Origin of the sequence: Turicibacter sp. GALT-G1 (assembly GCF_025594995.1) — a bacterium.
Lineage (GTDB): Bacteria > Bacillota_I > Bacilli_A > MOL361 > Turicibacteraceae > Turicibacter > Turicibacter bilis.
In genome coordinates this window covers 54,329-79,171 of the sequence record NZ_JAMQUS010000036.1, presented here as the reverse complement: position 1 = coordinate 79,171, position 24,843 = coordinate 54,329, and the positions used below count along the sequence as shown (strand labels likewise).

Sequence of the window (24,843 nt, the reverse complement as noted above, 5' to 3'; positions counted from 1 at the left end):
GTGTCTAATTTGATAAAATATAGATAAGATTATGTAGAAAGGGGATATGGTTATGAAAATATTAATTACTGAATTGTTTTTAAGTCACATCCCTCAAGGGAAAGAATCCTTTGTCCTACAAAAAATGAGTCAGTTTGTTCGTGAATATGTTGCTTCAAAATTTAATATGTCTGCCATGCGTACAGGGGTTTCAGTCCGTGAAATTAAAAATAATCGAAATGGTTTGCGTATTTTTAAGCTTCGAATTAATAAAGGCGATCGGATTTTGTTTACGTTTGATACGGATCGGGTACGTTCAGAATACCGTCAAGCGATTTTGTTTTTAGATTATTGCCATCATGATGATCAAGCGATGCGAGGGCGAATGATTGGAGTTTCAAACCAACAAGTTGAGGAATATTTGACATCTGAAGAGTCGATTGATGAATTCATCGATCAGCAATATATCAATTTTGATTACGATCCTAATCGCGTGATTACTCGTGTCATTAATGTCGAGACCATGGGACAGTTATTAGATGAACGTGAGGATAAGGCGGTTTATTATTTGAATGATGAACAGTTTGAATGCTTGGCACCAACAGATGCCCCTACCTTTATTTTTGGTAGTGCAGGAAGCGGAAAAACAACAATTAATATTCATAAAGCGTTTATTTTGGCGATGCAACCGATTAAGGTTGCTTACTTTACCTATTCCTCTTATCTCGTCGAAGATGCGAAGAAGTTATTTCAAAAAATTTTAGAAGAGTCACCAGAGTATCGTGCAGATGAATTATTAAAGCGTGTTCATTTTTACCATTTGAACGATTATATTTCTCAAGAAGTTTCAATTTATCAAACGGTGAGTTATGAACAGTTTCGCACGTGGGTTATTGAACGTCAGCCCTTGCTGTTAAAACAATTAGGACTCGGCATTTATGATATTTGGAAAGAAATTCGAGGAATTATTAAAGGGATGATTCCAAAAGAATGGATAGATTATCGAGTGAATATGAAAGAGTGGTCTCTTGCATCAGATTTAGTTGAGGTGATTGTTAAAAAAGGTTTAGGTCATGTGGATGGAGAAGATCTCGTGCTTCATGCCGAAAAACTTTATGAAGCAAAGACTCGATTTTTAGATCAATATGAACTTAAAGCAGTTTTACTTATGCATCAAATTCTCGATCAGTATTTACTCAATCATGCCCTCATTCCAAAAGAAATCTATTTAAAGTTAGATGAGCAGTATTGTTTATATTCATCGTCTCAGCGTGAACTACTATATGAACTAACCTTAAGATACCAAATGTTCTTATCTGCTGAAGGAAAAGTGGACGAGAATGACATGGCAAGGCAATTTCTCAATCGTTTAATGAATCAAAATGTTCCTTTATTTGATTTTGTCATTGCTGATGAAATTCAAGACTTAACAGAAATTCAAATTTATTGTTTAATTCGTCTGGCTAGAAATCGAAATAACTTATTATTTAGTGGAGATATCAATCAAACCATTCGTCCGACTTATTTTCATACAGGACGAATTGAGAGTATCTTAAAAACGTCAAATACGCATTTAGGATTTATTAAACATCAATTAGTTAAAAATTATCGAAGTACGAAAGAAGTCGTTGATTTAGCTAATCAAGTGGTTACTTTGCGAATTCAGTGTTTAGGTTTAAATAAAAAAAATGATTATTATGAAATTCCAATTCGAGGAGAACAGCATCCGATTTATTATTTTGATGCGAAACATCCTCTTGAGATGGTTAAGTTAATTGAGACAGGACTCAACCGACATTATGTAGCCATTGTTGTTCCAGATGAAGAAGAAAAGAAAAACTTTGAACGACTCACTCAACAAAAAGGAGCTGTCTTTACGGTTGAAGAGATTAAAGGAATCGAAAAGGACTATATCATTTGCTATAATGTCATGACGAAGTATAAAACGGCGTGGGAAACAATCTTAAATCAAGATGTGATGTATCAAAATCAATATCGTTATTACTTTAACTTATTGTACGTGGCATTGACACGAGCTCGTCATCATTTATGTTTCATTGAAGAAGATATGCCACCCTCACTTTATGAGCAATTTGAAAGTGAGTTTTTATCTTTTGATACATTTGATGAAACCGAATTAAAGCTGAACCAATTATCAACGGATAATCAATTTTATAAAGAAGCTCAATTATATGAGCGTCGTGAGCTTTATGAGCAAGCGATTACGGAATATGAACTATCACAACTTGAAGAAGCAAAAACTGATATTGCAAGATGCCGTGCATTAATGAAGAACAAAGAGGGCCATCATGTTGAAGCGGGACATGACTTAATGCACCTTAAAGAGTATGAAAAAGCGGCGCTTTGTTATCGTCAAGGACATGACCGACTCAACTATTTAAAGGCATTGGTCTTTCAAGAGTTACCCTTTGCTCAAATCCAACAAGAGTTTGAGAAAGAAGGAAGTAATGTTTTAACTTTTGTTTATGAGCAAGACGTACGTGTCACTTGGTTGAAGCGATTTAATAAGCTATATTCAAGACATCTTCTAAAACAGGCACAGGTCATTGATCGAATGATTGAAACGATACACGAGTTGAAAGGATGAGAGGAATGGAAACGGAATTTTTAGATTTAATAAAAACATTTGAAAAAACAGCTAAACGACTGGAAACATTAGATACAACGATTTTAAACTTCAAGGATGTGGTAGAGGGGTTACGCCAAAATTTAGATGAGCTTGTAGAAATGGTACATCTCGAGGAGATTGTAGAGTTATCTGAAAAGGGGAGCCGAAAAATCCAATTATTAAATCAAAATTTAGATCAAATTTCGCAGACGTATGAACGTTTATTACATGTTGATGAATTTAAAGAGGAGTACTTCGAGCGTTTAACAGCAATTGAAGATAAAATTATGCGTTTAAGTGATCGTGAAACGATGGATGATGGGAATCAAAAAGAAGGGCAAGCAAGTTCAAGTTATATCGCCCTAGAAGATCGTCGTCATGTTTATTATATTGAAACGGAGACGCATCAATTGATGGCAATGGCCAAGGAAAATGAAAATGAGAATGGTCCAATTGATGGAATTCTTGCTAAAAAGCTTGTTTGTGAAAATGATACAGTGTTTGCCCTCCATCAAGAGACAGGTGACGTATTTGTCTTAAATGGGGGAATCCCGATGGCTCGTCATTCATTAGATGCAACAGATTTTGTGGTGGTAGGATTTAATATTTACTACTTATCTGACACAAAACTAATGAGATTCCATCTATTTACACTAGAAAAAGAAGTCATTTTAAATCATATTGTTTCATTCGAACGTTTAAATCATCAATTAATTTGTCAAACTGAAGCTAAAAAATCAGTCTTTGTGAATTTAAATAAATAAAAAGCATAGTGGAGTATGGTATGACTCCACTATGCTTTTTATTTTGAAGTTGTTGGAATATATGGAATTAATCGAGTGGCAACGTTTTGCATCGTTAAGGTTTGCAAATAAACGGTTCCTGGTCCGGTTAATTTAGTTAAGAATAATCCTTCCCCACCAAAGAAGATGTTTTTAAATCCTTTAACGGTTTCAATTTCGTAATTAACCCCACGACTAAAAGCAACGACATTGCCAGTATCAACTTTGATGATTTCTCCATGTTTTAACTCTCGCTTGACGACACTTCCTGCAGCTTCTAAAAAGACTTTACCTTGTCCACTAATACGTTGTAAAATAAATCCTTCCCCACCGAATAGGCCAGCAGAAAGTCGCTTAGTCCACTCGACATTTAAATGAATACTAGGTTCACCGACTAAAAATGAACTTTTTTGACAGATCCACTCATCTCCTTTTAGTAAATCAAACTCAAGAATTTGACCAGGAAAAGTCGAGGCAAAGACAATTTCTTGTGCAGGCGCCATCGAGGTATAGGTTGCCATAAATAGTGACTCGCCTGAAAACATACGCCCAATTCCTTTCATCAGCCCCCCTTTTAGATTCGTCTCCATTTTAATTTTTTCATCCATCCAGGCCATTCCGCCGGACTGTGTATAGACACTTTCGCCTTTATCTAGAACAATTGAGACACCTGGTAAATCATTTCCAAAAATGTTACATTTCATTTGAATCCCTCCTAAATTTAACATAGCATATTTCAATGAATTTGACTATCCTACGATTCATGATCATAATAAGCTAATAATAAATCAACTACTCGTCCATAGCTTCTAACACCATCCTTTATACCGTTGAGTGTGAGATAGGTTTGATTCATAGAGTTAAAGGTTTCCTCGACCTTCCCTTCATATTGCGCCCAAAATTCATTTAAATAGCGCATATCCCGCCGGACGCCATCACTTAACTGTGCATTGAGTTCGATTAATGACTCAGAATCAACTTTTGCAAGCGCCACGTTCGTATAGTTCAATGCCGATAGATAACCTGCATAAATAAAGTCTTGGTCTGGATGATGAATACAGGTCAAAAAAGCAATGAAGTTTGCTTCATTTTCACTCGCATAACCTCGCTGATGAGCCATTTCATGCATTGTTGTAAATAAAAGTGTGGAATCTGGTACCGCCACATTAACATTGGCTTCTGCTGTAAAGGGGGAATAGATTCCTGTAATATTCGTATAATTCATTAGTTTGGATGCAAGGATGGGTTTTGCTATTCCATATGTTCCACTTAAGACAGGATATGTTTGAGCGGCATGCTCATAACCATTGGGGGCTCGTTTGAAAATGTCATGATAAGATCCGTTAGCGATAAAAATACCTTGTTCATTTTCACGGGTATTCAGTCGGGCCTCATTGACTTGTTGAATTAATTGCTCATAAAGAGCAATTAATTCTTCTCGATCATGTCCTTCACTCGCCAACGAGAAATCAGCCTCTAATGACGGACGGTCGTAATTGAGTCCCCAAAAGAGGATAAAAATACAGTAGCCAATCGAGAAAGCTGCTAGAAGATTTAATAAATATTGAAGGATGAGAGAGAGCCATTTCTTATGATTGTAAACGAGTTGAACCAAATAAAAAATAAGAGCGGCTATAAAGACTACGATGGCGATGTAGATCAGAAGTTCAAAAATTGAAAAAGGAACTAGAGCGCTCAAGCGACTTAGTTGTTTAATCCACCATTTATTGATTCCTTTGGAGTAATACGTGTCTATCATAGAAGGGAAAGCCGATAATACCGTTCGTAAAAGAGCAATAACAATCCCTAATCCAATACATAATAGCTGTCGTTTATAGGTATTCATTCTTTCTGTCTCTCCAATCATAAAGTATTTATCTTATTATAACAAAAAAGGATAATTGAGGTAATTATCTATGGTGAAAAAACGAAATATCAGCAAAAATGATGAGAAAAAGTTTAAATAGTGAACTTTTTAGAGAAGATATGGTTGGATAGAAAAAATTTCATGAGGTGAGACAGATGAAAGAAAAGTTAATGAAATTAAAGACACGTATTAAATGTGCTTCAAACCAACAAAAGGCCTCATTCGTTATCAAAAATATCACGGTTATTGATGTGTTTCAAAATGATCGATTTATGGCTGATGTAGCGATAGAAGGGGGATATATTATTGGAATAGGGTCATATGAGGGAATCAATGAAATTGATGGAACCAATCAATATATTTGTCCAGGTCTCATTGATGCGCATGCTCATATAGAATCATCTCTTGTATCACCTAAAGAATATTATAAAGAAGCGTTAAAACATGGAATTACATCCATGATTATCGATCCACATGAAATTGCTAATGTGCTAGGGGTTAAAGGAATTAAGTTAATGTTAAACTTATCAAAGAATATTCCGTTTGATATGTATGTAATGTTACCGTCATGTGTTCCAGCGACAACCTTTGAAAATTCAGGCGCTACCTTACTCGCCGCGGATTTAAATCCCTTGTATTGTTATGAAAAAGTGATTGGATTGGCTGAGGTTATGAATTTCCCAGCAGTCCTCAATGGGGATGACGATATGTTACAAAAGTTAGTCGATGCCACAACCAAAGGTTATCGAATTGATGGACATGGGGCTAGTTTTGATTTGAACCAGTTAAATGCCTATATCACAGCCGGGATTTTAACAGATCATGAATGTCATACGGCTGAAGAAGTGATTGAGCGTTTACGTCGTGGGATGTATGTGTTAATGAGAGAAGGAAGTGTTGATCAAGCCATTAAAATTGCCGTTAATAGTGGATTGAAAATTGAAACAGCGATTCAGATGAGTACGTTAAATACAGCTGAATGCTATCAACTCAAAAATAAAGGAGCGATTGCACCTGGGTTTATTGCCGATTTTATTATTTTAGATGAGTTAGAGACCTTTAAAATTAATTCGGTTTATAAAAATGGTAAGTGTGTCGTGAGACAAGGACAACTTCAACTAGATGAGGAGCGTGAGAACAAACGTTTCATCTTTGAAAATACGGTTCATTTACCAGAAAACTTAAGTGAAAAATCGTTTGAAATTCAGGCGAGCAACTGCCAAAAGCTTAATGTCATTGAAATTATTCCAAATAAGCTATATAAGTCCAGATAAGTTTTTTACATCGTAAAAACTTTTAGCTGGACTATAGTCTGCCTTGCACGGCATAACCATCTCATATTTCGGTTGCTGTATTAAATGTAGAAAACATTTCTGTTTGTATATAGAAACGATTCATCGCCAATATGAATTAAAATCTCTAAATATGACAAACGACGTGAGATCATGTATTGAAGAAGATTTATTAAAGGTGGCAGTCATTGAGCGGCATCATCTAACAGGGAATATTGGTTTAGGGATGTTAAAAGGGTTAAAACTCCAAAAAGGAGCTATTGCAACAACGATTTCACATGATTCACATAACTTAATCGTTTGTGGAACAAATGATGCGGATATGTTAGAGGCGGCTAAACAGCTTAAAAATATAGGTGGAGGAATTGTTGTGGTGAATGAGGGAAAAGTATTAGCTCAAATCGCGCTTGAAATAGCTGGATTAATCACTGCTCGTCCAGCACATGAGGTCGTTTCTGAATTAAGTTTACTTCATGAGGCACTAGAACAGCTATCACCGAATCTAGGTTTTAATCCATTTTTAACGTTATCTTTTTTAACATTACCCGTTATTCCAAGTATTAAGTTGACGGATAAAGGTTTATTTGATGTGACAATCTTTGATTTTATTCCAGTGACAGAATAGAATTGTTCCATTTTTGCCTAATGATGCATATAATAAAGTGTTAATTAAAGGCAGAGCAGAAGTAGATGGGAGTCTAGTGAGCATGCCCTCCAAATGAGAGAGAGGGGATGAAAGTGTCATGAATATCAACCGTATTGAAGTTCTGATTTTAAATCATAAACAACAAGCTGTTGAAAAGTTTGGACGAAATAGCTCAGCAGTTCGCTACTATCAAGAAGGCGCCAATAGTGATCTGATTAATGATTTATACCAACATTGGTTTGGAATCAATGAAGCTTGTATTATTGCTCATCATTTAGCGACGCTCAATGATGAACAAGATGAAGTGAATTATGTTGTGGCGATTAATCATTTTAATACTTCAACGTCCTATGAACTGAAAAAATTAAAAGGCAAACGATTACGATATGTTTTTATCTTTTTTGATACAGATGAGGGTAATGCACGCGCCTATGTCTATCAACTTTTAAAGCCCCTCTTGTTACAAAATAAAACCCAACCTATTTCAGTCGATATCGATTATCATAACGTTACATTTTATTAAAAGAAGAGTGAGTCTCTTCTTTTTTTGTGCAAAAGCATCAAAGAAAAGTCATGAATAATAAAAATCGACAATATAATGAAATGAAGTAAAGTTTCATCGAATTAAAAAAATGAGGTGAAGAACATGATGAACTTTTTAAATAATATGAATTTATTGCCGAAAAATTTTATTGTGGCTAATATTGTCGAAGTGCTAAAAGAGGATCCTGATAATGGAGTAGAGAAATTATATGAAATGTCGGGAACTTTTATTACTGATTCTCAGATAAAGGCAATTAGTGGACAAATTAAAGGCTATTATGATAGCCATCCTTCGATTAAGCGATATGTTAAAAATATGATATATAATACGAATAAAACGTGTTTAAATCACTTTTTACAAAATATTGCAGTTAAAGAACTATGGGAGGGGCTTTCTATCCGAGAACAAATGTCACAAAAATATTCAGTTAATGTCCCTCACTCGCTCGTTATCAATATTGGGATGAATTGTTCTTTAGCGTGTAAAGGGTGCTTATGTAAATCAGATCCGAGTTTAGCGATGCCTTTAGCAGAGATTGATCGACTAGTAGCTGAAGCACGAGAGCTTGGCATTCATATTATCGTTTTAACTGGCGGGGATCCATTGATGAACGATAGCTTATTTAAAGTGTATGAAAAATATGATGATATGGAATTTATCGTTCTAACAAATGGCGTTTTACTGAATGATCAACGTTGTCTTGCCTTATCTAAACTAGGAAATGTTTTGCCGTTAGTCACCTTAGAAGGTGGAGGAGATGAAATTAAGCAATATATAGAACCTTCAACTTATCAAGAGATTCTAGCTTCATTAGATCGGATGAAAGCACATGGCATCTTATTTGGGGTTATGACACCAACAAAACAGTCTAACCTGAAATTTGTCACCTCAGATGACTTTATTTTACCTTTAATTCGTAAAGGCTCTCGAATGAATTGGTATGTGACAACCTCTCACGGAGCACCATCTGAACAGTTGGGGGCTAATGAATTAAGTGAGCTTGAGGCACGAATTTCATTTATTCGTCAGACACGACCTTACGTGACTATTGTATTAGAAAGTGGAAATCCATTTATTTGTCGTTGTGTCGTGGGGCCATTACTATTTCATTATGATTTTAACGGGCAACATCATGTGTTATTTTTCCCACAACTTAGTGTGAAAAATAGCCAAAATCAACCGCTCATTCAAGTGTTAAGAAAGATTCAATCTTAACATCTAAATCGAGTGATTGAAAAGAGAGGATTCATAGCGTATAATCATCCCGTAGCGTGAGAGAGGATGGTTTTATATGGCTCAGTGGTTAATTTTCGGTTTGCTTGCAGCGGTTAGTGCCAGTTTTGTTACTATTTTTACGAAACTCGGGATTCACCATTTAACCCCTACGTTAGCAACTTCAGTTCGAGCGATGATTATGGCCGTCTTTTTAGTGATTGTTTCTGCAACCAAAGGGGACTTCGGACACTTAAAAGAGTTGGTGACCTACAAAAAAGATTTTGGTTTCTTAATTTTAGCAGGAATTTCAGGAGCTTTATCCTGGTTGTTTTTAAATATTGCTCTAAAGACTGGAAAGACGTGGCAGGTGGCACCGATTGATAAATTATCGGTTGTGATGACAGTCATCGTATCTATTTTAATTTTCCAAGAAGAAATCACACTTAAAGGAATCATCGGCGTTATTTTAATTGCGGCGGGGTCCTTATTTGTTGCCTTAGCCTAAACAAAAAAACAGTTCTAGATAGACTAGAACTGTTTTTTTTGCTTACTTCCATTCATCAACGTTTGTTAAACCTTCGATGTCAGACGCTTTAAAGATAGGATTTTTAACTCCTTGTTTCTTTTGATCAGTATAATTTTTTAAGGCTTTAAATGCAAACTTACCTAATAGTAAGATTGCGATTAAGTTAACAATCGCCATAAATGACATAAATAAGTCAGCTAAATCCCAAACGATTGCGACTTTTGTCAATGAACCAAAGATAATCATTCCAACTACGATAATACGGTAAGCGACCAACCAGAATTTTTTTGCACTCATAAATTCGATATTTGACTCACCATAGTAGTAGTTCCCAATAATTGAACTGAATGCAAATAATAAAATACAGAAGGCAACAAAGTAGTTACCGATTACGCCAATTTGTGAGGTTAAAGCTGCTTGTGTTAACTGAATTCCTGTTAAGTCTGAATCCGCATAAATTCCTGATAATAAAATCACGAATGCTGTACAGCTACAAATTAAGATGGTATCTGTGAAGACTCCAAGCGTTTGAATTAAACCTTGTTGAACGGGATGGTTAACTTCTGCTGTAGCAGCTGCATTTGGGGCAGATCCCATCCCAGCTTCATTTGAGAATAACCCACGTTTAACCCCTTGAATGAACATGACCCCAAAAGCACCTGATGCGAATGAGCTGAAGTCAAAGGCATTAGAAACGATTAAACTGATCATTGCTGGAATTTTGGTGATATTTAACGCAATCACTAAGAGGGCTACTAACACATAAGCAACGGCTAACACTGGGACGATAATTTCAGAGACTTTAGCAATACGTTGAACTCCTCCAAAAATCACGGCAGCTGTTACAATGGCTAAGATAATTCCCATGAATAATTTATCCATACCAAATGCTGTTTGGAATGCTTCTGTAATCGTATTTGCTTGTACGGCATTAAAGACAAATCCAAAAGTGATTGTAATTAAAATTGAGAACAGTAACCCTAACCAGCGTTTGTTTAATCCTTTTTCAATATAATAAGCTGGTCCACCACGATAAGCTCCTGACGCATCTTTCACTTTATAAATTTGCGCTAATGTACTTTCGACAAAACTTGAAGCTCCACCAATTAACGCAATGATCCACATCCAGAATACTGAACCAGGCCCTCCAACAGCAATTGCTAAGGCAACTCCTGCAATATTTCCTGTTCCAACACGTGAGGCAGTACTAATACAAAAGGCTTGGAAAGATGAAACCTTTCCATCTTTTGATGATTTTCCAACGCCATCCCCTAATAGCTTAATCATCTCTTTTATCATTCTAAATTGTACAAATTGCGTTTTGAAAGTAAAATAGAACCCTGCGATTAATAATAAAATAATTAATAAGTATGTTCCGATGTACGTATTCCCAAAACTAATCAAATCGCTTAGGAATGCTAACATACGTTCTCCAATAAGTTGTAATTTTTCCATAATGAGCCTCCTTTGTCTGTTATGTCTACATCATTTTTTGACACTCCGAAGATAAGTATACCGTAAAATGTAGAATAATGGAATAAAAGTGAAGTTAAATGAAAAAAATAGAAAATTAAAAAAGACCTCTAGAAAAAAGTTCTAAAGGTCTTTCATCATTAGCATTTAAATGGTTCGAATCCCGTAATAATTAACGTTGCCCAATCAGAATTATCTGTTGTTTGCCAATTGAATTTAACGTTTAATTTTTTTAACCAGGCATTTAATCCTGTGGCTGTTTTTCCATCTGTAGCCGCTTGACGACCGAATGTTTCTTTAATGTACTCTAATAATTCTTTTTGTTGTGTAGCATCTAATTCAACTTCAACTAATGATTCCATGTGATCACGTACGATGGCATAAGACGCTTTATCATCACGATATAAATCATTAACTAATACTTGACGTTCGCGATTTAACTCTAAAATCACTTGTTTAATTTCTTCATGGTTATTTAAATATTTCTTAGCAATGTTCATCGCTTGAATTTCTTGATCGATTTTTACAATACGCTTTTCAATAGCTGAACTCTTCATAATCTCACTTCGCATTTCTAATAGTTTTTCTTAGCTTTTGCATTATATCATTCATTATGAGTCGTCGCAATCATTATTTTACAAAATATGCAATTCCTATACTACCAGGGCCTACATGACAACCAATGACCGGTCCAATGGATTGAATCTGAATTGGCGTATTTAGTTCAGATTCAATTTGTTTGGCCAATTCTAGACCTTCATCTTCACAACTAATATGATGCACGAAAAGACCTCCTAGTTCATGACCATCAAGGTCTTCTTTTAATTTGTTAATCATGCTTAGAATAGCTTTTTTCTTCGTTCTCACTTTTGTAAATACTGTCGTTTCACCATTTTCAACGGTTAAGATTGGTTTGATTTGAAATAGATTTCCAAGTAGAGCGGAAGCCCCTCCAATTCGGCCACCTTTCTTTAGATAATCTAGGGTGTGTGGTGTGAATAAAAAACGACTGTTATGTTGCACGGTGTGAATAAGCGATAAGATTTCTTCTAAAGATGAGCCTGATTGGGCTGCTTTAGCAGCTTCCATCACGATTAGCCCCATTTGCATACAGTTCGTTAACGAATCAAAAAGTTCAATTTTTGCATCGGGATTTGTTTCGAGGATTAAATTTTTAATCAAATGTGCACTTGAATACGTTCCACTCATTTTAGAGGAAAGAAAAATTCCGAGTACCTCATGTCCTTCGTTCGTTAATTGCTCAAAGGCAGCTAACATTTCATCTGGACTTGGCTGAGAAGAGGTTGGAATGGCTGAAAGGTGAGGGAGTTCCTGATAAAACTCATCTAGATTTATTTCTACTTCTCGTTTTGAGGAGGTATCCGTGATAATATTAAGAGAAATAATGGTGATATCGAGTTTTTGACGAATAGATTCAGGAATGTATGATGTACTATCGGTAATAATTTTAACAGACATATGAGGCCTCCAATCATGTTTGTGTTAAATAGGATTTATTGATAAGGTTAATTATATCCGATGTAATCTGAAAAAATAAGGTTTTTCACAAATTTCCCATTAATTTTTTGAATATAGCAGAAATGAATCGAATTAAAGCTGTGAAATAGGAGTGAAAGAAATGAATATTTATATTGATGCCGATGGATGTCCTGTCGTGAAGGAAACTATTAACGTCGCGAAACAATTTGAAATTCCAGTGATTATTATTTGTGATGCTGCTCATTATTTTATGCATGAGGGAGTTCAGACGATTACAGTCATGCCAGGCTCAGACGCGGTGGATTATGAAATTATTAATCGATTACAACCGGGTGATTTAGTCATTACACAAGATTATGGCTTAGGTGCGCTTGTATTGGCCAAAAAAGGTTATGCGATGAATCAAAATGGCCGTACATATGAGGATCATAATATTGATCAGCTATTATTTACCCGTCATCTTTCGTCCAAGTTACGTCAATCTGGTCAGCGTTTAAAAGGACCAAAGAAACGAACGAGAGAAGATACGCAACAATTTATCTTAGCTTTAAGCAATTTTCTTAAATCAACACAAGAAGGGCAGTCACATTAGCCCTCTTACCAAAAGGCGAAATTTAAGGTATAATAGGAAAGCTTATGTTTTTTCATGGATCATGATAAAATCACGCAAAGGAAGGAAAAAGCTCATCTTTTGAGATTGGATACGAAGAGGTGAGGGATTGGAGGTTTGTTCATGATTGCTTGGATGATTGCGTTATCACTTATGGTGATACAAGTTCTTAACTTATGTACGATTTTAGTTATGATTTTTCGTCGAAGAGATGAACCGATTTATATTATTGCATGGACAATGATTATGACGTTTATTCCGTTTATCGGTTTCTTATTGTACCTTTTATTTGGACATGGACCGATTATTAAAGAAAAACGAACATTTTTAGATGCCATAGAAGAACACTACTATCAACAAGCCGTTGATTCACAACTTGAAATGATGGATTCGGTGTCAACAATACCATCATCCTATATGTCTTTAATAAAATTTAACTTAAATTATAATCGTAGCATTTTAACGCGCCATAATACGCTAGAGTATTTTAGCGATGCGAATGATAAATATGAACGTTTACTATCCGATATTGAACAGGCGCAGGATACGATTAACGTCCTGTATTTTATTATTCGTGGTGATGAAAGTGGAAAAGCTTTAATTAAGACTTTAGCTAAAAAAGCTCGTGAAGGTGTTAAAGTTCGCTTAGTTTATGATGATGGAGGAAGTTTTATGACGCCTTCATCAGTTTTTAAACCTTTAAAGGAGGCTGGAGGAACTGTTGTCAAACATTATCCCGCTAAATTTAAGATCTTTACATTAAATTGGAATTATCGAAATCATCGGAAAATTGTCGTGATTGATGGGACCATTGCCTATTTAGGAGGAATGAATATTGGTGATGAATATTTATCGAAAAATCCTAAATTTACGCCTTGGCGTGATGCGCATCTGCGAGTCACAGGGGGAGTTGTCCAATTGTTACAGCTACGCTTTTTTAAAGATTATGCGGCTGTCATTGAAGATGTCTCTGATTTAAATGAGGTGGAATCAAATATTGAGCGTTATTTCCGCTCCGTTTCATTGGATGAAGATGAGACATTTATGCAACTGGTTTGTGATGGTCCTGACCAAAAAACAGATCATATGCGTGCTGCCTATATTAAATTAATTATGACGGCAAAAAAAAGTATCTGGATTCAATCACCTTATTTTATTCCAGATAGTGAATTTTTACATGTTTTAAAAATAGCTGCCCATTCAGGAATTGATGTTAAAATTATGATTCCCGTCATTCCGGATAATCATTTTGTTCATCGAACGACAACATCGTATATCAAAGAGTTACTCGAAGCGGGAATTGAGGTATACTTTTACGAAGGATTCTTACATTCGAAAATTATTATCATTGATCAAGAAATGGCAACGGTGGGGTCAGTTAATATGGACGTTCGTAGTTTTAGTATTAATTTTGAATTAGCTGCTTTTATTTATAACGATACGATGGCTAAACAATTAGTGGAGCAGTTTAAATTTGATCAAAAAGATTGTCGTCGCTTAGACTTTGAATACGAACAAAGTAAATCATGGTTTATGAAAGCAGAAGAATCTGTTTATCGACTACTTTCAATGTTAATGTAAGAGAGAAAAAAAGGAGATAAAAAATGAAACATAGATTAGGTATGCGTACGATTAAAACGGCAATTGGTGCGACCATTGCAATTTTAATGGCCCAGTCATTAGGGTTAAAATACGCCTTATCAGCAGGGATTATTACCGTCTTAAGTGTTCAAAATACCAAGAAAAAATCGTTAGAAATTGCTCTTTTACGATTAAATTCGACGCTGCTTGCGTTAGGAATTAGTTGTATTTTATTTTTGTTATTAGGGTTTCATCCAGTTGCCTTTGGTATCTACTTATTAATTTTTATTCCAATAGCTGCTCATTTTAAATTAAGCGATGGGATTGTTGTGAGTTCGGTTTTAGTCACCCATTTACTAGGTGAGGGGTATGTTAATTTGTCGCTCTTAATCAATGAATTGATGCTGATGTTCATTGGAGCAGGAATCGCCTTAATTTTTAACTTATATATGCCAAAAATGATACATCAAATTAAGAAGGATCAAGATGACATTGAGGAACACTTACGTACTGTTTTATTTTGTTTAGCAAATACGACGAGAAGTCAATCGGTGTCAATTGACGAAGAAGCTTTATTTTTATCATTAGCGAATCGTTTAGAAATAGCACGGCTTCGTGCAGAACAAAATCGTCAAAATTACTTATTTGATGAGATGACGTATTACGCACAGTATATGGAGATGCGCACGATGCAATATCACGTCTTAACGAATATGCGACAAACGCTTGGAAAAGTAGTCATGACACTTGAACAGTCAATCATGCTAGCTGATTTAACTGAACATATAGCAATGAGTTTACATGAATTCAATACAGCAGATGACTTGATTAAAAAGACAAAAGCAGTCTTAACGAGTTGTCGAAATCAAGAGTTACCAAAAACTCGTGAAGAGTTTGAAAATCGTGCGATGCTATTTCAATATTTGAATGATGTGATGCATTTGCTTGAAATTAAGCGCCAATTTATTGCGAATTTAACAGATGAACAAGTTCGAAAATTTAATCCGTATGCGCTTGAAGAAGCTATCAATTAAAAAAGATGACGTAAAGGTCATCTTTTTTAATTTGAAGCAGCAGAAATAAACTTTCCATGGCTCACTTTCATTTCTTCAAATTGAATCTTAAATTTCTTTTGATATTTTTTTAACGTACTTAAATCTTTATCTGTTACGATACAAATTGACTTACCTGAGGCGTTTCCTCGAGCTGTACGTCCAGCACGATGTAAATATTCATTTGGATTTGATGGACAATCTAAATGAATGATATGGGTCACTTCAGGAATATCTAGACCACGAGCCGTTAAATCTGATGAAATTAATAATTTAATTTTTCCGCTACGGAAGGCATCTAAGGCGCGTTTGCGTTCTTCTTTCTTAATGTTTCCACGCATCATAAATGTTTCTTTTTGGTGATAATTTAATTTTTCTGCAATTTCTTGCATTGAATCATTTTGATTAACAAAGATTAAAGCACGTTGTGGTTCTTCAGCGACAATTAATTTACGTAGTAATTCAAATTTATCACGTCGATCACCTTTTAAGTAGAAGTGCTCAATATTAGGATTCATTTCTACTGTCTCAGCTGTTTTTAAAACCACCGGCTCTTTCATCAATGATTTGGCTAATTCTAAAGTATTATCACTAATTGAAGCAGAGAATAGACATAATTGTCGATCGCGTAATGTTGTTTTAATGATATCTTGAATCGTTTTCGTATTCGTATTATCTAATAAGCTGTCCGCTTCATCTAAGACAATTGTTTTAATCGTATGGGCTGTAATTTTTTTCTTTTTGATTAATTCAAGAATACGTCCTGCTGAACCCACGATGAAGTGAGGTTTTTCTTTAAGCTTTTTAATTTGTTTTTCAATGTTTGCTCCCCCAATAATTGTCGTTGATGTGACAGGTTCACCTGAATTAGCAGCTAGTAATTTAATTTGAGCATCAATTTGCATGACTAATTCGTGAGTGGGAGCTAAAATTAAAACTTGCATTTCACGTTTACTACTATCAATCAGTTGGAAAAGTGGCGTCACAAAAGCTAATGTTTTCCCACTTCCTGTATGTGATTGTGCAATCACATCTTGACGTGATAAAATAACGGGAATGGCTTCCGCTTGAATTGTTGTCGGTGTTGTAATGTTTTGTTTGGCTAAACCTTCAATTAATGAAGGATTTAGATTAAGAGTTTCAAATGATAAAGACATAGTCATCCTCCTTTTATCGTGTCATTTGACGGTTGGCTTAAAAAGGTTGGCTCGTCTTATTTATCGAATAATCCGCCACCTTTATGTTGTTTAATGCGTTTACGTGCTTCACCAATTTGTTTGTCAGGGCGTTTTAATTTATCTTGTTGTTTCGTTTTTTGACGTTTTTCTTCAATGATTTTTTTCATTAAATCCATATTTGTTGCCATAATTTGTTCTCCTACACATAAAATAATGATGTTAAAATTTTATTAACTCTCTTATTTTATAATATTTAAGACGTTTTATCTATTCTTCATGATCGATTTGTCGAAAAAAGTAAAGGTAATTTCAAGAATGCGAGGTATTTTTAATGAAAATTGGTTGTTTAGAAATTAAATTAGGTGCACCTTGGGTCCATAGTTTAAAGGAAAAGCGAATGATTGTAAGAAGTTTAGTGGCTAAAATTCGAAATACGTTTAATGTGTCGGTTCATGAAATCGATGATCATGATGTTCATCAACAGATTGTTTTAGGCATTACGACCGGTTCGAATTCAACAGCACAGCTTCAATCTGTTTTGGATCAGGTCATTAATTTTATTGAATCAAATTATGAGGTAAGTATCGATGAAATACAAATTGATATTTTATAATGTAGAATAACGGTAGAATTTTGGCACCTTAAATTGTAAACTTTAGTATAAGATAGTATAATTTGTTGTATTATGTTGTACTAAAGGAAGTGCTGTATGAATCGAATGAATAACCTCTCGCTCTCTTTTTTTAAGGGATTATTGTTTGTTGGAATGGCTTATCTTTTGATTAAAGTCATTGATCATTATGAAGTTTTATTTAATGGCATCAATGGAATGCTGGCAACCATTTGGCCCTTTTTGCTTGCCTTTGTTTTGGCTTATGCTTTTAATCCCATCATTGTGTTTTTAGAAAAAAAGTTTAAGTGTCAGCGAACAGTAAGTATTGCAGTAACGTATATTGGTTTATTACTTTTTTGCTATCTGGGTGCGAGTTTTTTATTTCCAGTTATCTATCAAAGTTCAAAAGATTTAGTTTCACAAATTCCTGGCTTTGCCAGTGAGATTCAGATTTGGCTAACCAACTGGACAAGTCAGTTTAAACAGATAGATGTTAGTGATTTAGCTGCAATTCAGGATCAAATCTTAAGAATTATTCCGAAATTAACGGATGTTTTAACGAACTCCTTAACATCTGTTATTGGGGTGATGTATCATGCGCTCATGGGGACAAGTAACGTTTTATTAGCATTTATTATTAGTATTTATGTGTTACTTGAGAAAGAAAAGTTTAGTTCAATCACAAGAAAATTAGTTAGTATTATCTGTCGACCTAAGCTAGCGACGCATGTTTTTCATATGGCTTACTTATTTCATTCAAATATTGGTAAGTATCTAATAGGGAAATCCATTGATTCTTTATTTGTTGGGATTTGTGCGGTGGTTGGTTTATCTTTAATGGGAGCCAAATATGCGTTGTTACTCGGTGTTATTTTTGGAATTACGAATATGATTCCTTTTATTGGACCTATTTTCGGGACATTAATTGCGGTTGGAATTAACTTTTTTTATAGTCCCTTCGTGGCTTTAATGATCCTCGTCTTTTTGTTAATTGTTCAACAGGTAGAAACTTTAATTATTGACCCTAAAGTTGTCGGACAAAAGATGGGGCTTAACCCCTTTCTTACGCTATTAGCTGTGACAATCGGTGGAAAATTTATGGGAATGATCGGAATGATTTTAGGTGTACCCATCATGGGAGTGATTAAGCTTTATTTTACTCAATTTATTGATCAAGAGTATGAGAAGTTATATCTGTCCCCTCAAAAACAAAAAGAGGAATCGCTTGAAGAAGCAGTATAAATTCCTGCTTCTTTGATAATTCCTTCAGAGAATACCAGTAGTAGGTTAAATGCATAACTTTTAGTAACTGATGACTAGTCTAGAAGTTATGCGTTTTTAATAAACAAAAACAATATAATTATATAATAAAAAATTTAGATAATTCTCTAATAGTGTTGGGATTCAATTAATTAGAAAATGAAAAAGAAGTGAAACATTAATGATTTTTAGATATAGGGACAATAGGCAAATAGTCGTTAGAAATGATCAACGATGTCATTGAATCACTAGTATTCTGATGATTAAGGATGAAAGAGGCTTCGATTTTTCTGTATTTAAAGTGAAAAAAAGCGATAGACCCATTGAATGTCTATCGCTTTTTTAACTTTAAGATGTAACAGAGGCGAATGATTTAACCTAAAATACCTGCTTTACGTCGTTTACTTTTTCCTTTTTGTCCTTTGACCATTTCACGACTTGGTAATAATTGTGCCTTTTGATTGGCTGTCGCTTGTTTTTTTTGTTCTAATAATGCTTTAATTGATTGTTTGGTTTGACTCATCATAGATGCTCCTTTCTAACACATTTTATCTTCATTCTATCGAAAAATGATGTTTTTGACTAGTCTTCTTCATAAAAAAGACTTGATTCTTTCAAGAAAATTAGATATAATGTAATGGATATTGTAAAAAATAGATATTTTACTATAAGTGTTGAACCCCCACTTTGAACAAACTTCAAATTGGGGGTTTTTGTATGCAATTTTTAAGAAAATCAGTATGTTAGAAAGAGGGATTTTATGACAGAAAATAAACGATTTTATAAGCGATTGTTAATTCTAACGTTACCAATCGTCATTCAAAACTTAATTACAACCTCATTAAATATGTTAGATACCTTAATGATTGGTAATCTTGGTGAGGTACAGTTAGCTGCTGTTGGAGTTGCCAATCAATTTTATTTCTTATATAGTTTACTTGTGATGGGAATAGGTGCCGGGTGTTCCATTTTAATTGCCCAATTATGGGGGAAAAAAGATGAAGAGAAAATACATTCGGTTCTAAAACTTGGTTTAATCGGAGCCATTGGCTTTGCACTTGTTTTTATGATAATTGGCTTCTTTGCTTCAGAGACGATTATTGGATTATTTAATTCAGATACGGAGGTTATTCGTCTAGGAAGTGACTACTTACGTATTTCTATTTTTAGTTATTTTGTCTCAGCCTTGTCGTTTGTTTACGCCGGGGCGTTACGAAGTATTGGAAATAGTGCTTTACCCATGTGGGGGAGTTTAGTTGGGTTAGTGATTAATGGTGTCTTAAATGCTATTTTAATTTTTGGTTTATTAGGGGCTCCTGCCTTAGGTGTTTCTGGAGCGGCGATTGCAACATTAATTGCACGTATTGTTGAATGTTTAATTATTTTAACGGTCGTTACGTTAAAAGTTAAGCCGCTTCGTTTGTCATCTAAAGATTTTAAACACATTGAAATACCGATGGTGAAACTTCTTTATCAAACAGCTTTACCAGTTGTTTTAAATGAAGCTTGCTGGGGGCTGGCGAATATTACCTACACGATGATTTATGGTCATATTGGAGTGAATGCTATTGCCACGACGCAAATTACATCAACGATCATCAACTTATTTACCATTGTCATCTTTGGAATGGCACATGCCTCAGTCGTTATCATTGGGAATGAAATTGGAGCTAATCGTGAGGAAGAAGGAATTACCTATGCGAAAAAAATTATTCGTTTAGCTGTGGTGGTTGGAATTATTATGGCGATTACTTTAGCCGTGTTAGCTCCGTTCATTGTTCAAGTGTATAATGTGTCTGAAATGGTTCGTAACGATGCGATGAAGATTCTAATGATTTATGCTATTTTTATGTTACCGCGTGTTTATAACGGGGTTCAAATCGTCGGAATTTTACGCGGAGGGGGCGATGCTAAGTATGGTTCGATTGCTCAAGGATTATCGATGTGGCTAGTCGGAATTCCACTTGCTTTCATTGCAGCCTATGTGTTTAAATGGTCCATTTCTTCAGTAATTTTTTTATCGACATTTGAAGAAGTCTTACGTTTCTTTATTTTACGACGTCGTTTTAAATCAAATAAATGGATTAATAATATGGTTAAAGATATGGCTTAAAAACGTATTATTACAAAAATAGCTTGTCAGAGACACAATTTCCCGTTATAATAGTAAAAAATAGCAAAGATAACGAGAAGAAAGAGTAAATTTAGACGAACTTTTTAGAGAGCTGATGAGGGTGGAAATTCAGTAAGGATCGTTAAATTGAAGCAGTCTTTGAATCGCGCACTGAGAACTAAGAGAACTCTTAATGTAGGTGTAGCCGTTAACTCACGTTACGAGTTTCGAGTGGGTCAGATCACTATGATGTGGCTTATGAGGGTGGTACCGCGAAGCTAAACCTTCGTCCCTTTTGGGATGAAGGTTTTTTTTATTATTTGATACAGGAGGTTTAAATAAATGGAAGAAATCTTAGAGATTTTAGAAAAAAATAGTCGTTATACCGATGAAGAAATTGCAGTCATGGCTGGAAAAACTGTTGAAGAAGTTCGTGAAGCGATTCGTGACTATGAAGAGCGTAGCATCATCGCCGGATATACGACCTTAATCAATTGGGAAAATACAGGGAAAGAAACCGTGACGGCATTAATTGAAGTAAAAGTGACCCCACAACGCGGAGAAGGATTTGATAAAGTCGCAGAGCGTATTTATAATTTTGAACAAGTTCGTGCGTGTTATTTAATGTCTGGTGGATTTGATCTCACAGTCATTGTAGAAGGTAAAACGATGAAAGAAGTGGCGATGTTTGTTTCGGAGAAATTAGCTGTTCAAGAATACGTCTTAAGCTGTTCGACACACTTTGTCTTGAAAAAATATAAAGATCATGGAACGATCTTTAAGGAAAAAGAATTTGATGATCGAGAGGTAATCTTCTTATGATGCTAGAAAATATGATTTTAGAAAATGTAAAAAATATGCCCCCATCAGGGATTCGTAAATATTTTGATATGGTTCATGAAATGGAAGGGGTTATCTCACTTGGTGTTGGTGAACCAGACTTTGTAACCCCATGGAATGTTCGTGAAGCGGGAATTTATTCACTTGAAAAAGGGCATACCCATTACTCATCAAATGCTGGTTTTTTAGAGTTGCGTTATGAAATTTCACGCTATTTGTATCGCCGTTTTAATCTATCTTATCATCCAGAAAATGAAATTTTAGTGACTGTCGGTGGAAGTGAAGGGATTGATTTAGCATTACGTGCCTTAGTTGGACCGGGTGATGAGGTTATTATTCCTGAACCCAGTTTTGTTGCTTACAAAGGTTGTACAACCTTTACAGGAGCGACGCCGAAGGTGATTGAACTAAAAGCAGAAAATGAGTTTAAATTAACAAAAGAGGAATTATTAGAAGCGATTACTCCAAAAACAAAAGTTTTAATTATGCCATTCCCGAATAACCCAACAGGGGCGATTATGACAAAAGAAGAGCTTCAAGAAATTGTCGATGTTTTAAAAGATAAAGAAATTATTATTATTTCAGATGAAATTTATGCTGAACTAACTTATCAGACGCAACATGTTTCAATCGCAAGTTTCCCTGAAGTAAAAGATCAAACTCTTGTTATTAATGGTTTTTCAAAAGCTTATGCGATGACAGGATGGCGTTTAGGTTACGTGTGTGGACATCCAATTTTAATTAATGCTATGAAAAAAATTCACCAATATGCTATCATGTGTTCACCTACGACATCGCAATATGCTGCGATTGAAGCGATGAAAAATGGAGATACTAGTGTCGAGATGATGGTTAAGGAATATAATCAACGTCGTCGTGTGTTAGTCGATGGATTTAGAAAACTTGGTCTAGACTGCTTTGAACCACTTGGAGCGTTTTATGTCTTCCCTTGTATCAAGTCAACCGGCCTATCTTCTGATGAGTTTTGTGAGAAGCTACTATTAAGTGAGAAAGTACTAACTGTACCAGGAAATGCGTTTGGTGACTGTGGAGAAGGGTATATTCGTGCGTGCTACGCTTCATCAATGGAAAATATTAAAGAAGCGCTAGCGCGTATTGAGCATTTTTTAACAACATTATCAAAATAGAAAAAAAGGTGAAAGTTTGAAGCATCAAGATGAATGAGCAATAAAACCCGTGACAAGATTACTTATTCAATATTCTGTTCCTGCCATCATTGGGATGATGGTTAATGCCCTTTATAATGTGGTGAATCGAATGTTTATCGGGAATATCTAGGGGAGGGTCCACTTGCTATTACAGGAGTTGGGATGACTATGCCAATTTCTACAATTATCCTAGCATGTGGCATGTTGGTTGGAATCGGAACAACGGCTAATATTTGGACTAGATGGGGTGTGGCTCGCACAACCAATCTCTGATATATTAGCGATTGTCATTACTTTGATTTGTCTTTTACGAGAATTTAAAAACTTAAAACAAAAAGAATTGGATTGGTCAAAGATAAACGACTAAAAAGGAAGCCGTCATTAAATAAAATGACGGCTTTTATCATATTTGAAGGACGTGACTCATAGTTTTGAAAGAGACTCATCAAAAGGAGAGAGAAGATTGAAAGAAGTCGTATTAAAAATGATGATTCGATGCTTAATATCGATCGGCTTAATGATTTTCCTTATTAGTGGTGGTTTCTTTGTCATGCGTCAACTCTTTAGACAGTCTATTTTATCATCAGCGAATGAGTTAAATCACACTGGTGGAATCAGTGAAGTACGAGAAGTGCTACTAGGTGATATGTTACAATATATCGCTATTGAGGGAGAGAACATGGATAATCCGGTTTGCTTATTTTTACATGGGGGCCCAGGTTTATCTTTGCCTTATGGAATCAGTAGTCGGCATCAGTTGGAAACGATTAGCTCACATTGTACGGTTGTTTATTGGGATCAACGAGGCGCCGGAAAAACTTATAGTACCAATCCCTCAGACGTGTCTTTTACTTATGAACAAGTAGAGGCAGATGCTAAAGAGTTAATTACCTATTTAAGACGTGAGTTCGAGGTAGATCAAATCTATTTAATCGGATATTCATGGGGGAGTGTTTTAGGTATGCGACTTGTCCATGAAATTCCGGAGCAGTTATATGCTTATTTTGGCTTATCTCAAGTTGTTCATCCCCTTCAATCTGAACAAGTATTATATGATTGGCTCTTAGATGAATTTGAATCAACAGGTCATCATCAACTTGTTTCATCGTTAAAGCAATTGGGTCAGCCACCTTATGAACAAGCAAGTAGTCAAGAAACGTTTCAGCAAATTCTAAACCAAAGTAATGCGTATGTTAAATGGCGGGAGGGATTGCCAAATGTCAATGTTTTAAATTGGATCCGTCAAGTTTTAGCTTGCCCTGATTTAACATTGAAGGAAGCGTATGATACATTAATTGGAGCCTCCCATCAAACCTTACAGCAGAGTCAATATTGGTCCCAGTTGCAAGCGGTCAATTTATTTGAGGAAATAAAAGAAGTGAAAATTCCTATCTATTTTGCTACAGGTGTTGATGATTATATTTGTTCGGTTTCATTATTACAGTCTTGGGTTGAACAATTACAAGCCCCTAAAAAAGAGGTGCTCATTTTAGATAACTCGGCTCATTATTTTTCAAATGAAGATGAAAGTATAATCTATCAGTGGATGAAGGACCTCATTGCAAAGAAGTTTCCACAAGCAGAAGAAGCACCAGACGAAACAACGGTAGGAGATGTCTTCTCAAATTTATTACAATAAGAGCAAATGAATCTTATGGGGCATTTAGCTCTTTTTTTATGTTGTAATGTCTAAAGGTATAAAACTGTATATAGGTTATCACTTACATAAGAGGTTGACAAAAACGGAACATTTAGATGTGCTTAAATATTATGAAGGGTTAATTCATTATTCAGATATCTAACTGGTTCAAGAGGAACAGATAGACACTTCAAAACATCCAACTACGGGTTATGGTGATTTAGGGCTATCATTAAGCTTGGGTATTTGCTTAATTGTTGTTGGAGTGTGGATTCATCATCATAGAAAGATAAAAACATCAAAATAACGATAAAAGCGATGATTCATCAAGAGTC

Annotated in this window: 24 protein-coding genes and 1 other annotated feature; of the genes, 16 read left to right on the top strand and 8 right to left on the bottom strand. The window is 35.1% G+C overall.

Annotated features, from left to right (window positions below; all coding sequences use genetic code 11):
- Window positions 1–52 precede the first annotated feature (52 nt).
- Both NEH74_RS07120 and NEH74_RS07115 read left to right on the top strand, forming a co-directional pair.
- On the top strand, window positions 53–2,587 hold the full coding sequence (locus NEH74_RS07120) for a UvrD-helicase domain-containing protein (RefSeq protein WP_055304208.1): 2,535 nt from the start codon (window positions 53–55) through the stop codon (window positions 2,585–2,587).
- Between the two features lie 5 nt (window positions 2,588–2,592).
- Window positions 2,593–3,372 (top strand): hypothetical protein, encoded by a 780-nt coding sequence (locus NEH74_RS07115; RefSeq protein ID WP_055304206.1) that lies wholly within the window; start codon window positions 2,593–2,595, stop codon window positions 3,370–3,372.
- A 38-nt stretch (window positions 3,373–3,410) separates the two neighbouring features.
- Here NEH74_RS07115 and NEH74_RS07110 read toward each other — a convergent pair whose 3' ends face one another.
- A complete protein-coding gene (locus tag NEH74_RS07110; RefSeq protein ID WP_055304204.1) occupies window positions 3,411–4,094 on the bottom strand; it encodes a TIGR00266 family protein in 684 nt (227 codons plus the stop codon).
- A gap of 50 nt (window positions 4,095–4,144) precedes the next feature.
- On the bottom strand, window positions 4,145–5,236 hold the full coding sequence (locus NEH74_RS07105) for a DUF3810 domain-containing protein (RefSeq protein ID WP_055304202.1): 1,092 nt from the start codon (window positions 5,234–5,236) through the stop codon (window positions 4,145–4,147).
- Between the two features lie 176 nt (window positions 5,237–5,412).
- Here NEH74_RS07105 and NEH74_RS07100 point away from each other — a divergent pair, with 176 nt between their 5' ends.
- The 5 genes from NEH74_RS07100 (at window position 5,413) to NEH74_RS07080 (ending at window position 9,459) form a co-directional block, all read left to right on the top strand.
- Entirely contained in the window at window positions 5,413–6,531 is a 1,119-nt protein-coding gene (locus NEH74_RS07100) for an amidohydrolase family protein (protein ID WP_055304200.1), read from the top strand.
- 163 nt (window positions 6,532–6,694) lie between these two features.
- Complete coding sequence (locus NEH74_RS07095; RefSeq protein WP_238581249.1) at window positions 6,695–7,174, top strand: adenine deaminase C-terminal domain-containing protein; 480 nt, start codon at window positions 6,695–6,697, stop codon at window positions 7,172–7,174.
- Window positions 7,175–7,292: 118 nt separating this feature from the next.
- A complete protein-coding gene (locus tag NEH74_RS07090; RefSeq protein WP_055304196.1) occupies window positions 7,293–7,718 on the top strand; it encodes a hypothetical protein in 426 nt (141 codons plus the stop codon).
- Between the two features lie 126 nt (window positions 7,719–7,844).
- Complete coding sequence (locus NEH74_RS07085; RefSeq protein WP_262941230.1) at window positions 7,845–8,954, top strand: radical SAM protein; 1,110 nt, start codon at window positions 7,845–7,847, stop codon at window positions 8,952–8,954.
- 76 nt (window positions 8,955–9,030) lie between these two features.
- The gene (locus tag NEH74_RS07080) at window positions 9,031–9,459 is read left to right on the top strand and encodes an EamA family transporter (RefSeq protein WP_055244192.1); all 429 of its coding nucleotides are present in this window, start codon (window positions 9,031–9,033) and stop codon (window positions 9,457–9,459) included.
- 42 nt (window positions 9,460–9,501) lie between these two features.
- On the opposite strand, the gene NEH74_RS07075 is transcribed toward NEH74_RS07080, so the two are convergent.
- From NEH74_RS07075 to NEH74_RS07065, 3 genes are all read right to left on the bottom strand, one after another.
- The gene (locus NEH74_RS07075; protein WP_055304192.1) at window positions 9,502–10,935 is read right to left on the bottom strand and encodes an alanine/glycine:cation symporter family protein; all 1,434 of its coding nucleotides are present in this window, start codon (window positions 10,933–10,935) and stop codon (window positions 9,502–9,504) included.
- 158 nt (window positions 10,936–11,093) lie between these two features.
- Entirely contained in the window at window positions 11,094–11,510 is a 417-nt protein-coding gene (locus NEH74_RS07070; RefSeq protein ID WP_055304189.1) for a hypothetical protein, read from the bottom strand.
- Window positions 11,511–11,583: 73 nt separating this feature from the next.
- A complete protein-coding gene (locus NEH74_RS07065; RefSeq protein ID WP_055244186.1) occupies window positions 11,584–12,432 on the bottom strand; it encodes a DegV family protein in 849 nt (282 codons plus the stop codon).
- Window positions 12,433–12,592: 160 nt separating this feature from the next.
- On the opposite strand from NEH74_RS07065, the gene NEH74_RS07060 reads away from it, so the two are divergent.
- From NEH74_RS07060 to NEH74_RS07050, 3 genes are all read left to right on the top strand, one after another.
- The gene (locus NEH74_RS07060) at window positions 12,593–13,045 is read left to right on the top strand and encodes a YaiI/YqxD family protein (protein WP_055244185.1); all 453 of its coding nucleotides are present in this window, start codon (window positions 12,593–12,595) and stop codon (window positions 13,043–13,045) included.
- A gap of 141 nt (window positions 13,046–13,186) precedes the next feature.
- Window positions 13,187–14,644 carry a cardiolipin synthase gene (gene cls / locus NEH74_RS07055; protein ID WP_055244183.1) on the top strand — a complete coding sequence of 486 codons (1,458 nt, stop codon included), beginning with the start codon at window positions 13,187–13,189 and terminating at the stop codon, window positions 14,642–14,644.
- A gap of 23 nt (window positions 14,645–14,667) precedes the next feature.
- Window positions 14,668–15,678, top strand: coding sequence for an aromatic acid exporter family protein (locus NEH74_RS07050; RefSeq protein WP_055304186.1), 1,011 nt, complete (start codon window positions 14,668–14,670; stop codon window positions 15,676–15,678).
- A gap of 26 nt (window positions 15,679–15,704) precedes the next feature.
- Here NEH74_RS07050 and NEH74_RS07045 read toward each other — a convergent pair whose 3' ends face one another.
- The gene (locus NEH74_RS07045; RefSeq protein WP_055275753.1) at window positions 15,705–16,853 is read right to left on the bottom strand and encodes a DEAD/DEAH box helicase; all 1,149 of its coding nucleotides are present in this window, start codon (window positions 16,851–16,853) and stop codon (window positions 15,705–15,707) included.
- A 56-nt stretch (window positions 16,854–16,909) separates the two neighbouring features.
- Entirely contained in the window at window positions 16,910–17,062 is a 153-nt protein-coding gene (locus NEH74_RS07040) for a hypothetical protein (RefSeq protein WP_172676242.1), read from the bottom strand.
- Window positions 17,063–17,205: 143 nt separating this feature from the next.
- Between NEH74_RS07040 and NEH74_RS07035 the strand changes: the two genes are divergently transcribed.
- Together NEH74_RS07035 and NEH74_RS07030 are read left to right on the top strand one after the other, a co-directional pair.
- Entirely contained in the window at window positions 17,206–17,487 is a 282-nt protein-coding gene (locus NEH74_RS07035; RefSeq protein WP_055275754.1) for a DUF503 domain-containing protein, read from the top strand.
- A gap of 96 nt (window positions 17,488–17,583) precedes the next feature.
- Entirely contained in the window at window positions 17,584–18,729 is a 1,146-nt protein-coding gene (locus NEH74_RS07030; RefSeq protein WP_055304184.1) for an AI-2E family transporter, read from the top strand.
- Between the two features lie 391 nt (window positions 18,730–19,120).
- Here NEH74_RS07030 and NEH74_RS07025 read toward each other — a convergent pair whose 3' ends face one another.
- Window positions 19,121–19,270 (bottom strand): hypothetical protein, encoded by a 150-nt coding sequence (locus NEH74_RS07025; RefSeq protein WP_162492327.1) that lies wholly within the window; start codon window positions 19,268–19,270, stop codon window positions 19,121–19,123.
- A 237-nt stretch (window positions 19,271–19,507) separates the two neighbouring features.
- Here NEH74_RS07025 and NEH74_RS07020 point away from each other — a divergent pair, with 237 nt between their 5' ends.
- The 4 genes from NEH74_RS07020 (at window position 19,508) to NEH74_RS07005 (ending at window position 24,508) form a co-directional block, all read left to right on the top strand.
- Entirely contained in the window at window positions 19,508–20,860 is a 1,353-nt protein-coding gene (locus NEH74_RS07020) for an MATE family efflux transporter (RefSeq protein ID WP_055304182.1), read from the top strand.
- Between the two features lie 63 nt (window positions 20,861–20,923).
- Window positions 20,924–21,157, top strand: a binding site (T-box leader).
- Window positions 21,158–21,202: 45 nt separating this feature from the next.
- Entirely contained in the window at window positions 21,203–21,682 is a 480-nt protein-coding gene (locus tag NEH74_RS07015) for an Lrp/AsnC family transcriptional regulator (protein ID WP_055244170.1), read from the top strand.
- Window positions 21,679–22,848 (top strand): aminotransferase class I/II-fold pyridoxal phosphate-dependent enzyme, encoded by a 1,170-nt coding sequence (locus tag NEH74_RS07010; protein ID WP_055275759.1) that lies wholly within the window; start codon window positions 21,679–21,681, stop codon window positions 22,846–22,848. Before NEH74_RS07015 ends, NEH74_RS07010 begins: the two co-directional genes overlap by 4 nt.
- A gap of 484 nt (window positions 22,849–23,332) precedes the next feature.
- Window positions 23,333–24,508: an alpha/beta fold hydrolase gene (locus tag NEH74_RS07005; RefSeq protein WP_055304180.1), complete on the top strand. Its 1,176-nt coding sequence runs from the start codon at window positions 23,333–23,335 to the stop codon at window positions 24,506–24,508.
- The last annotated feature ends 335 nt before the right edge of the window (window positions 24,509–24,843 follow it).